Here is an 11,840-nt window from a genome sequence, read left to right as displayed (position 1 = left end):
GCGGTCCTCAGGAAGGATGATCGGGCGGCACGGCCGCGACCGCGATCACGGCCGTGTGCGCGGCGACGTCGAGCCCGGTTTCCGGCCACGAACGCGGGCCGGCGTCGGGTGTCGCGGTATCGACCAGGATGCGGTACTCGAGCACGGGCGCCGGCGGCTTGAACGTGATGGTCCCGGCCGATGCGTTCAGCATCACGAGCAATGCCTCGGTGCGGCCGGTGCGGCCGGTGCCGACACGCCGCATCGTCAGCGCGCGGCCTTCGCCGTCTTCCCATGCGGGCACGGTGAGCGCGTCGCCGCGTTCGTCGAACCAGCCGATCTCGCGCATGCCCGGCGCGCCGTCGCGGTCGCCCGACGGATAGCGCGGCGCCGACATCACCGGATACATGCGCCGCAGCGCGGCGAGCCGCGACACGAAGCGCGTCATCTGCACGCCGTCGTCGCTGCGCGCCAGCTCCCAGTCGAGCCAGGACAGTTCGTTGTCCTGGCAATACGCGTTGTTGTTGCCGTGCTGCGTGCGGCAGAATTCGTCGCCGGCCACGAGCATCGGCGTGCCGAGCGCGGTAAACAGCGTCGCGAGCATCGAGCGCGCGATGCGCCCTCGCACGGCGCGGATCGCCTTGTCGTCGGTCGGCCCTTCGGCGCCCCAGTTCGCGCTGCAGTTGTCGTCGCGGCCGTCGCGGTTGTCCTCGCCGTTCGCGTCGTTGTGCTTGCCCGCATACGACACGAGGTCGGCCAGCGTGAAGCCGTCGTGCGCGGTGATGAAATTGACCGACGCCCACGTGCGGCGCCGCCCGTGGTTGAACAGGTCGGCCGAGCCCGACAGCCGCGCGGCCAGTTCCGGGCGCTGTCCGGCGTCGCCGCGCCAGAAGCGCCGCACGGTGTCGCGGAACCGGTCGTTCCATTCGGCGAAGCCGGGCGGATGGCGGCCGAGCTGATAGCCGCCGGGGCCGAGATCCCACGGCTCGGTGATCAGCTTGCGCTGCGCGAGCACCGGGTCCTGCCGCAATGCGTCGAAAAACCCCGCGCCCGGCTCGAAGCCGTGATCCTCGCGGCCGAGCGTCACGCCGAGATCGAAGCGGAAGCCGTCGATGTTGAAGGCGGTCGCCCAGTAGCGCAGCGAGTCCATCACCATCTGCACGACGCGCGGATGCGACATGTTCAGCGTGTTGCCGCAGCCGGTTTCGTCGACGTGGTAACGCGGATCGTCGGGCCGCAGCCGGTAATAGCTCGCGTTGTCGAGGCCGCGCCACGACAGCGTCGGCCCGAGCTGATTGCCTTCGCACGTGTGGTTGTAGACGACGTCGAGCACCACTTCGATGCCGGCCGCATGCAGCTGGCGGATCGCGATGCGCATTTCGTCGAGCCGTCGCGTCGTGAGGTACGCGGGTTCCGGCGCGAAGAACGCGGCCGTGTCGTAGCCCCAGTAGTTGCGCAGCCCGCGATGCACGAGCGCGCGCTGCTGCAGGAATGCATGAACCGGCAGCAGCTCGACCGTCGTCACGCCGATCGACAGCAGATGATCGACGAACGCCGGATGCGCGAGCGATGCGAACGTGCCGCGCTCCGGCTGGCGCAGCCCGGCGCGGCGCATCGACGCGCCGCGCACGTGGGTCTCGTAGATCACGGTGCTGCGCCACGGCACGTTCGGCCGGCGGTCGGTGCTCCAGTCGAACGCCTCGTCGACGACCACGGCCTTCGGCATCGCGGGCGCCGAATCGCGGCGGTCGATCGACAGGTCCGCCCGGTTCGAATGCACGCGATAGCCGAACAGCGCGTCCGACCAGCGGAAATGGCCGACCAGCTTGCGCGCGTACGGGTCGAGCAGCAGCTTGGTCGGATTGAAGCGGTGGCCGTGTTGCGGCTGGTACGGGCCATCCGCGCGAAAGCCGTACACGGTGCCCGGATGCGCGTTGGGCAGGTAGCCGTGCCACACCTCGTCGGTGCATTCGGGCAGGTCGAGGCGCGCGAGCTCCTTGCGGCCGGTCGGATCGAACACGCACAGCTGGATGCGCTGCGCATGCGCGGAAAATACCGCGAAGTTGGTCCCGAGACCGTCCCAAGTGGCGCCGAGCGGGTAGCAGCGGCCAGGGTCGAGACGGGCAGGCAGGGCGGTCGGCATGGGGCGGATCTCCGTGTCGAAGGCGCGGGAAATCAGGCAGGTGTCAGCCACAGGGTCGCGAGCGGCGGCAGGCGCAAGGTCGCCGACCACGCCTCGCCGTGAGCGGGCACGGCTTCGGCCCACACGGCGCCGTCGTTGCCGGCGTTGGCGCCGCCGTACGTCGCGGCATCGGTGTTCATCAGTTCGCGCCACTGGCCGGCCGCGGGCAACCCGAGGCGATAGCCGGCGCGCGGCACGGGCGTGAAGTTGCAGACGGCGACGACCAGGCGCCCCGCATCGTCGCGGCGCACGAACGCGAACACGCTGTTGTCGCGGTCGTCGCCGATCAGCCAGGAGAATCCGGCCGCATGGCAGTCGAGCGCATGCAGCGCCGGTTCGGCCGCATACGCGCGGTTGAGGTCCCGCACGAGCCGCTGCACGCCGCGATGCGCGGGCGCGTCGAGCAAGTCCCAGTGCGGCGTCGCATCGTGCGCGAACTCGGCCCATTGCGCGAATTCGCTGCCCATGAACAACAGCTTCTTGCCGGGATGCGCCCACATGAAGCCGAAATACGCGCGCAGCGTCGCGAGCCGCTGCCATGCGTCGCCGGGCATCTTCGCGACGAGCGAACCCTTGCCGTGCACGACCTCGTCGTGCGACAGCGGCAGCACGAAGCGCTCGGAGAACGCGTACACGAGCCCGAACGTCATCCGGTCGTGGTGATAGCGGCGGTGGATCGGGTCTTCGTGCAGATACGCGAGCGTGTCGTGCATCCAGCCCATGTTCCACTTGAAGTCGAAGCCGAGCCCGCCGTCGCCGGTCGGCGCGGTGACGCCCGGCCACGCGGTCGATTCCTCCGCGACGGTGACGACGCCGGCCGGCGCGTCCGCACCGTGCAGCGTGTCGTTCAACCGGCGCAGGAACGCGACCGATTCGAGGTTTTCGCGGCCGCCGTACACGTTCGGCACCCATTCGCCTTCCTTGCGCGAATAGTCGCGGTACAGCATCGACGCGACCGCATCGACGCGGATGCCGTCGACGTGATAGCGGCGCGCCCACGCGAGCGCCGACGCGACGAGGAACGCGCCGACCTCCGTGCGCCCGACGTTGAACACGCAGGTGTTCCAGTCGGGATGCATCCCCTCGCGCGGATCGGCGTGCTCGTACAGCGCGCTGCCGTCGAATTGCGCGAGCCCGTGCGCGTCGTTCGGAAAATGCGCGGGCACCCAGTCGACGATCACGCCGATGCCGGCCGCATGCGCGCGATCGACGAACCGCGCGAAACCGTCCACCGGCCCGAAGCGCGCGGACGGCGCGAACTGCGCGAGCGGCTGGTAGCCCCACGAGCCGCCGAACGGGTATTCGGCGATCGGCATGAATTCGACGTGCGTGAAGCCCATTCCCTTGACGTAGGGAATCAGCCGCTCCGCCAGCTCGTCCCACGTCGCGCTGCGCTCCATTTCCTCGGGGATGCGTTGCCACGACTCCGGATGGACCTCGTAGATCGACCACGGCACGCGATAGCGATCGGTGCGCGGCCGCGCATGCATCCAGCCGTCGTCGTGCCACGCGAACGCGTCGAGCGCCGCGACGTCGGCGACCACCGACGCCGTGCGCGGCGGCGCCTCGGTCGCGCGCGCGCACGGATCGGCCTTGTGCGGCAGCACGCGCCCGTCGGCCGCGCGCAGCTCGTACTTGTAGCGCTCGCCCGCGCCGATGCCCGGCACGAACAGCTCCCACACGCCCGACGGCCGTCGCAGCCGCATCGGATGGCGGCGCCCGTCCCACCCGTTGAAATCGCCGACCACCGATACGCGCTGCGCGGTCGGCGCCCAGACCGCGAAGCGCACGCCGTCGGTATCGCCGACGCGCACGGGCGTCGCGCCGAGGCAGTCGAGCACGGCGGCCGGGTCGCCGGCCGAGAAGCGCGCGAGCGCCGCGTCGTCGAGCAGCGTGCCGAAGGCGTACGCGTCGTCGGTCACCTGGTGCGCGTTCGGCCAGTCGATCGCGAGCAGGTAATGGGGCCAGCCGCCGTCGTGCGCGATCGTCCCCGCGAAGCAGCCGGCGCGATCGATGCACGCGAGCGCGCCGAGTTCGGCGCCGTCCGGCGACAGCGCGCGTACTCGTTCGGCGCCGGGCAGCAGCGCCCGCACGACGATCCGGTCGGCCTGTTCGTGCGGCCCGAGGCACGCGAACGGGTCGGGATGGCGGCCGGCGAGCAGTGCATCGATATCGGCGCGTTCGAACAGCGTGTCGGTCATGGGTTTCCTCCGTCGTCGGGCAGCGCGCCGTCGCCGAGCAGGCGCTCGACCAGCGCCGCGAGCCCGCCGACCGGCACGCTCAGCCAGTCGGGCCGGTTCGAGGCCTCGTAGCACAGCTCGTACGACGCCTTGTCGATCAGGAACAGCGCGAGCAGGCGGTCCGCGTAGCGCGGGTCGACGAAGCGCGCGGGCGCGAGGTCCGCGGCCGCGCGATAGCATTCGACGAAGCGGTCGGCGGCGGCCTGGCCGAAGCGGTCGAACAGCGCGCGCTTGCGGCCGGCGGCTTGCGGCGGCGCTTTTTCGATCGCGAACTGCGCGGTCGCGCTCACGTACGACAGCGAGCGCAGCAGGCCGGCCACGTCGCGCAGCGGATGCGATTTCGCGCGACGCCGCTCGAGCGGGCGCGCCGGTTCGCCTTCGAAGTCGATCAGCAACGCGTCGCCCTGCACGTCGAGCACCTGGCCCAGATGAAAATCGCCGTGAATCCGCGTGCATTGCGCATCGAGCGTGCGCGGCACGAGTTCGCCGAGCGCCCGCACGGCCGCGTCGCGCGACGCGAGCAGCGCGTCGGCCGACGCCCGGGTGGCCGCATCGAGCGCGTCGAGCCGCGTGCGCAGCACGTCGAGCGCATGCTCGAACGACGCGATCGCGTCCACGCACCAGCCGTCGACGTGCTCGGGCGTCGCGCGCTCCGGCGCGAACGCGGGATCGTCCGACGGCTGCGCGAGCGCGACGTGCAACTGGCCGAGCCGCGTGCCGATGATGCCCGCGAACGCCGCGTAGCCGAGCAGCGCATCGGGCTCTTCCTCCGTCTCGGCGGCCTCGCCATCGCCCGCGGCCGGCAGCGCCAGCTCGTCGATCGCGCGACGCAGGAAGTCGAACGAACGCGTCCATGCGTCGCCCTGGTTGTCGACGTAGCGCTGCAGGATCGCGACCGTGTGCGGCGTGCCGTCCGGATCGACGTGCACGACTTCGCCGGCCAGCGTCGCGGTGTTCGCATAACCGATGCGCGTCAGGTGCCGGCTCATTTCCGCTTCCGGATGAATGCCGTGCGCGACCTTGCGCACGAGTTTCAGCACGATCGCGTCGCCGATCACGAGCGAGCTGTTGCTCTGCTCGGCCGCGAGCCAGCGCACTTCCGCGTCGTCGCCCGGGTCCAGCCCGACGAGTGCGTCTTCCGGAAGAAAGGTGAGCCGGCCGCTGTCGGACGTCGGCACCGTCGCGCCGTCGCGCAGCTTGCGCAGCATTCCGCGCGCGAACGCCGGCAGCGCGAACGCGTCGGTCAGGTAGCCGACCGTGTGGCCGCGCCGCACGCGCGCCAGGGCGAGCTGCGCGAACAACGGATGGGACGTCTCGCCGCCCCAGGCGGCCGCGAGCGGTACCACATAGCGTTCGACGCGGCCGTCGCTCGCGGACACCCACGCCTCCGCATACTGGAACGATTCATCCGGCACCGGCGTGACGACGTTCAGCCACGCGTCGCCGATCGCGCGATCCTTCGACGCGAACCAGCGCCGCCGCGCGAGCCACGACGCGAGCGCGTCGTGCGCGAGCGCGTGCAGCTGCGAGACGTCCGGCCGCGTATCGCCGCGCCGCATCACGAGCGTCACGTATTCGGGCAGCGGCTCCGCGTGCGGCTGCCGCCACGACGGCTCGCGGCCATGCTCGGCGAGCACGAACCACAGGAACCCGTACGGCGGGAAGGTGAGGAGATACGGGAGCTGGCCGACCGGCGGAAACGGCGAATCGGACGTCATCTCGATCGGCACGCGGCCCGCGAATTCGGACAGGTCGAGTTCGACCGCCTGCGACGCGCGCGACAGGTTCGCGACGCACAGCACCGGCTCGTGGCCGTCCAGCTCGCGCAGGTACGCGAGCACCTTGCGGTTCTCCGGCCGCAGGAAGCGGATCGTGCCGCGCCCGAACGCCTGCGATGCGCGGCGCGTCGCGAGGATGCGCCGCGTCCAGTTCAGCAGCGAATGCGGATCGCGCGTCTGCGCCTCGACATTGATCGCGTCATAGCCGTACAGCGAGCCCATTACCGGCGGCAGCACGAGCATTTCCGGGTCGGCGCGCGAGAAGCCGCCGTTGCGATCCGACGACCACTGCATCGGCGTGCGCACGCCGTCGCGGTCGCCGAGGTGGATGTTGTCGCCCATCCCGAGCTCGTCGCCGTAGTAGATCACCGGCGTGCCGGGCATCGACAGCAGCAGCGAATTGATCAGCTCGATGCGGCGCCGGTCGCGCTCCATCAGCGGCGCGAGCCGGCGCCGGATGCCGAGATTCAGCCGCGCGCGGCGGTCGCTCGCGTAGGTCTGCCACAGCAGGTCGCGCTCCGAATCGGTGACCATCTCGAGCGTCAGCTCGTCGTGGTTGCGCAGGAACACGGCCCACTGATTGCTCGGCGCGAGCGCCGGCGTCTGCCGCATGATGTCGAGGATCGGGAAGCGATCCTCGCTCGCGATCGACATGTAGATGCGCGGCATCAGCGGGAAGTGGAACGCCATGTGGCATTCGTCCTCGTTGCCGAAGTATTCCTGCACGTCTTCCGGCCACTGGTTCGCTTCCGCGAGCAGCATCCGGTTCGGATACTCGGCGTCGATCGTCGCGCGGATCCGTTTCAGGATCGCGTGCGTTTCCGGCAGGTTCTCGTTGTTCGTGCCTTCGCGCTCGACCAGGTACGGCACCGCGTCGAGCCGCAGCCCGTCGATGCCGAGGTCGAGCCAGAAGCGCATCACCTGGATCACTTCGCGCACGACCGCCGGGTTGTCGAAGTTCAGGTCCGGCTGGTGCGAATAGAAGCGGTGCCAGTAGTACTGGCCGGCCACCGGGTCGTGGGTCCAGTTCGACGTTTCGGTATCCAGAAAGATGATCCGCGTGCCCGCGTATTTCGTGTCGGTATCGGACCACACGTAGTAGTCGCGATGCGTGGAGCCCGGCTTCGCGCGGCGCGCGCGCTGGAACCACGGGTGCTGGTCCGACGTGTGGTTGATCACGAGCTCGGCGATCACGCGGATGCCGCGCGCGTGCGCCTCGCGGATGAAGCGCCGCACGTCGGCCAGCGTGCCGTAGTCGGGATGCACGTCGCGGTAGTCGGCGATGTCGTAGCCGTCGTCGCGGCGCGGCGACGGATAGAACGGCAGCAGCCAGATCGTGTCGACGCCGAGTTCGGCGATGTAGTCGAGCTTCGCGATCAGGCCGGGGAAATCGCCGATGCCGTCGTTGTTCGAGTCGTAGAACGACTTCACGTGCACCTGGTAGATGATCGCGTCCTTGTACCACAGCGGATCGTCCGCACAGAGCGCGGGTTCGCGGCGGCGCGCGCGGCGCCGGCGCGGCGTGCCGGCCGGCGCGAGCGACGGGAACTGCGCGCGCCGTACGTCGTCGAGGGAATCTTCGCGTTTCATCATCCGTGGGCTCCCGAGGAGTGTCGGGCGTCGTCCGGTGCGGGCGCCGCCGCCCGCGCGGCGCCCGGAGACGGCGCGAGCCGCCAGATTGCGTACGGCCGCACGTGCGGATCGAGCGAGACGTACTGGCGACGGCCGCGCCAGGTTTGCGCATGCGCGGCGTCCTGTTCGAGCGCATCGAGCGGTTCGCCGTCGACCAGCCCGAGGCCGCGCCACAGCGCCGCATCGAGCGTGAAGTTCGCGGCCTGCGGATGCCACGGGTCGAGGCTGATTGCAACGACCACCACGCTGTCGAACGCGGGCGTCGCCTTCATGAATACGAGCACCGAGTCGTTGTCGGCATCGACGAACGTGAGCCCGAGATGAGTCTGCAGCGCCGGGTGATCGCGCCGCGCGCGGTTCAGCCGTGCGATTTCCGTGCCGATGTGCGCGGCCTTGCTCCAGTCGCGCGCGCGCAGCTCGTATTTCTCGGCATTCGCGTATTCCTCGCTGTCCGGCAGCGGCGCCGATTCGCCGAGCTCGAAGCCCGAGTACAGGCCCCACGAGCCGGCCAGCGTCGCCGCGAGCGCCGCGCGGATCACGAACTGCGAGCGCGGCGCGTTCTGCAGGTGGCGCGGGTTGATGTCGGGCGTGTTGACGAAGAAGTTCGGCCGGAAGAATTCGCGCGCGGGGCCGGCCGTCAGTTCGGTCAGGTAGTCGATGAAGTCGCGCTTCGACTCGCGCCACGTGAAGTACGTGTACGACTGCGAGAAGCCGACCTTGGCGAGCCGGTACATCATCCCCGGCCGCGTAAACGCCTCGGACAGGAACACGACGTCCGGATGCCGGCCGCGCACGTCGGCGATCATCCATGCCCAGAACGGCAGCGGCTTCGTGTGCGGGTTGTCGACGCGGAAGATCCGCACGCCCGCGTCGACCCAGAACAGCACCGCGTCGCGCAGCGCGAGCCACAGGTCGGGCAGCGCGTCCGGCGCGTAGAAATCGGGGTTCACGATGTCCTGGTAGCGCTTGGGCGGATTCTCCGCGAAGCGCAGCGAGCCGTCGGGCCGCCACGCGAACCAGCCCGGATGCGCGGCGAGCCACGGATGGTCGGGCGAGCACTGGATCGCGAAATCGAGCGCGATGTCGAGCCCGTGCACGCGCGCGGCGTCGATCAGCGCGCGGAACGATTCGAGCGTGCCGAGCTCGGGATGCACGGCCGTGTGCCCGCCGTCGGGTGAGCCGATCGCGTACGGGCTGCCGACATCGTCGGGGCCGGCGGTCAGGCTGTTGTTGCGGCCCTTGCGGGCCGACGTGCCGATCGGGTGGATCGGCGGGAAATACAGCACGTCGAAACCCATGTCGCGGATGCGCGGCAAATGGCCGATCACGTCGTCGAACGTGCCGTGCCGGTGCGGATCGTCGCTCGCCGAGCGCGGAAACATCTCGTACCAGCTCGAGAAGCGCGCCTTGCGGCGTTCGACCTCGACCGGGTAGGTCGTCGCGTCGTGCGTGACGAACGGGCGGTAGCGCAGCGCCGCGAACGCATCGGCGAGCGCGGGCGCGCCGATCCGCGCGAGGCGCTCGTCGGGCGACGCGTCCTTGAGCTCGGCGGCGAGCCGCTCCATCTGCTTGACCGCGCGCGGATCGGCCGGCTCGGCGAGCTTCAGCGCGGTCGCGAGCAGCAGTTGCGCTTCGCGCACCTCCAGCGTCACGTCCTGGCCGGCCGCCCGCTTCTTCGCGATGTCGGTGACCAGCGACGCCCAGTCGTCGCGCCACGCGATCACCCGAAATTCATGGCGACCGAGCCGGTCGAGCATGACGCGCGCATGCCAACGGTCGTTCGGCTCGGCTTCGAACGGTATTTCGCGCCAGGTGTCCTCGTCGGCGGCGCGCCACTGGAGCATGGCCGCCAGATGCGCGTGCCCGTCCGTGAAGATCGACGCACGGACGACGAGCGGCTCGCCGATCACCCGCTTGATCGCGAAGCGGCCGTCGTCGACCGACGGCTCGACGCGCTCGATCGCGATCCGGTCGCCCGCGAGCGCCGCCGACAGCACGGTGCGCTCGCGCGCAGCGTCGGGGCGCGTCGTGACGGGCGGCGCCTGCCACGCGTGCAGCAGCGCATACGCGCCGGGCGCGAGCGTGAACGGCTCGAGCGCGGCCGGCGGATGCGTTCGCGCGCCGTCCTGCGTGACGACGCGCGTGAAGCCGCCGGGCACGCCGGGCAGGATCGTCGCGGGGTCGACCGTGGCCGGCGCGTCGAGATCGGGGTTCAACGCGATCAGCAACGCCGCGTCGTCGTGTTCGAGCAACGGCCCGGTGCCGCGCAGCAGCACGGTCGCATTCGCGCCCGGCGCGCTCAGTTGCGCGATTTCGCCGCGAGCCGCCACGACGGGCGTGGCGCGGCGCCATGCATTTGCGTTGGCGATCGCGCCCGACAGGTCGAAACGGGCGTGCTCGAATGCGGCGCGGTAGCGTTCGGCATCCGCGTCGCGGGCCATCAGCGGCACCGTCACGCCGCGCTCGAAGCCCATCGGCACGAGCCAGCCGGTGCCGACGGCGGCGGCCGTCCAGAGCGCGCGGCGATACGCGCGGGCAAGGGTGTCGTCCGATGCGTCGGGCCAGTCGTCGGCGAGACGCGGGCCGTCCGGCGCATCGGGAAACGCGATCGGCGCGCCGATGCGCCGCAGCAGCCGGTGTTCGTCCGCGAACCACGGCGCGTGCAGATCCCACCAGCGCACCGATGAAAACACCGCGTCGAACCCGGCGGTTTCGAACTGCGCGAGCGCGTCGCGCGCATGGCCGGGCACCCCGGCGAGCACGGCGACATCCGGGCGCGCACGGCGCAGCGCCGCGCGCCAGCCGGGCCACCATTCGGCCGGCAGATGATGGGGGGCGTCGATCAGGAAGCCGGCCGCGCCCCCGTCGGCGAACGTCGCGAGATGCGCGCACCACCATGCCGAGAGCGCGTCGCGCGCCGCTTCATCGCCGGCGTTCGCGTGCGCGATGTCCAGCGCGTGCGCGGTGCCGCGCGGATCGATCAGCGCGTCGTCGTGCGTGTGCTCGACGTACCAGTCGGGATGCTCGGCGCGCAGCGGGTTCTCGCGCGCGATGCGATCCGGCACGACTTCGAGCAGCAGGCGCAGCCCGTGGCCCTTCGCAAGCTGCGCGAGCCGCGAGAAGGTTTCGAGCGCGCTCGCACGCGTCGCGAACGACTGGGCCGGCCGCCGGAAATCGGCCACGTGGCGCGGAAAGCCGGCGACGCTCGCGGCCCAGAATGCACCGACGAGCACGTGATCGAAGCCCATGCCGGCGATATGCGCGAAGGTTCGCGGCCACGCGTCGAGCGGCCCCACGAGGCGGGCGTCGCAGAAGTAGAGGTGCGGAGCGAACGGCGGTGTGGAGTCCATGGCGTGGGGCGGGCGGGTGGCGGGAGCGGTAAAGCCGGTGCGTCGCAACGTGCGTGCCTGCCGCGCGACCACCGGCGGGGCGGGGCGTCCGCGGGAATGCGGTTTGAAGGGGACGAAGGGGACTGTCGTTTTTACATGACCGCCGGACCCGCGCCTGCACTCACATGCGCGGTATCGACCGAATATCCGAATGCTCGCCGATGGCCGGGTCGCCGGCCGCCGGATCGCCGTCCGTGTCCGGAATCGGCACACCCGGGTCATACCGCACCACCGTGCCGTGTTCGATCCGGTGCGGGAACGGCGGCGGCTCGTCCACCTCGTCGCCGAAGCGCGCGCGCACGAACGCGCGCAGCAGCGCTTCGCGCGCGGTGTGGCCCCGGGCGCCGCAGGTCGACGGACCGTCGACGAAGGTCGCGTCGCATTCGACGTCGGCGCCATGGCTGGCGATCCGCAGATCGGTCACGCGATCGAGCACCGCGCCCGCATCGGCCCACGAGGCCGAAGGCGCGAACGGCGCATCGAGGTGCCGGAGCGCGTCGCACGCGGCCGTCACGACGACGGTGGGCGCGACGGCCGTGAAGCGCAGCGTGTCTTCGTCATCCGCGCACAACGCGCGTGCGCACCAGTAATCGAGATCCTTTCCGTCGAGTGCGTCGGTTCGCATCTGCTGGCTCCGTCG

At 70.7% G+C, this 11,840-nt stretch carries 5 protein-coding genes; all 5 read right to left on the bottom strand.

What is annotated here, in order from left to right; translation table 11 throughout:
* Positions 1 to 7: 7 nt before the first annotated feature.
* Positions 8 to 2,122 (bottom strand): glycogen debranching protein GlgX, encoded by a 2,115-nt coding sequence (glgX, locus tag CFB46_RS30510; RefSeq protein ID WP_027785988.1) that lies wholly within the window; start codon positions 2,120 to 2,122, stop codon positions 8 to 10.
* A gap of 32 nt (positions 2,123 to 2,154) precedes the next feature.
* Positions 2,155 to 4,362, bottom strand: coding sequence for a 1,4-alpha-glucan branching protein GlgB (gene glgB, locus CFB46_RS30505; RefSeq protein ID WP_089502426.1), 2,208 nt, complete (start codon positions 4,360 to 4,362; stop codon positions 2,155 to 2,157).
* The gene (gene treS / locus CFB46_RS30500; RefSeq protein ID WP_027785986.1) at positions 4,359 to 7,769 is read right to left on the bottom strand and encodes a maltose alpha-D-glucosyltransferase; all 3,411 of its coding nucleotides are present in this window, start codon (positions 7,767 to 7,769) and stop codon (positions 4,359 to 4,361) included. Before treS ends, glgB begins: the two co-directional genes overlap by 4 nt.
* Positions 7,769 to 11,161, bottom strand: a complete 3,393-nt coding sequence (locus tag CFB46_RS30495; protein WP_027785985.1) for a maltotransferase domain-containing protein — start codon at positions 11,159 to 11,161, stop codon at positions 7,769 to 7,771. Before CFB46_RS30495 ends, treS begins: the two co-directional genes overlap by 1 nt.
* Before the next feature lie 160 nt (positions 11,162 to 11,321).
* Complete coding sequence (locus CFB46_RS30490; protein WP_027785984.1) at positions 11,322 to 11,825, bottom strand: phage protein NinX family protein; 504 nt, start codon at positions 11,823 to 11,825, stop codon at positions 11,322 to 11,324.
* Between the last annotated feature and the right edge of the window lie 15 nt (positions 11,826 to 11,840).

The sequence above is a fragment of the Burkholderia sp. HI2761 genome, assembly GCF_002223355.1.
GTDB lineage: Bacteria > Pseudomonadota > Gammaproteobacteria > Burkholderiales > Burkholderiaceae > Burkholderia.
This window is presented reverse-complemented; position numbering and strand designations above follow the sequence as displayed.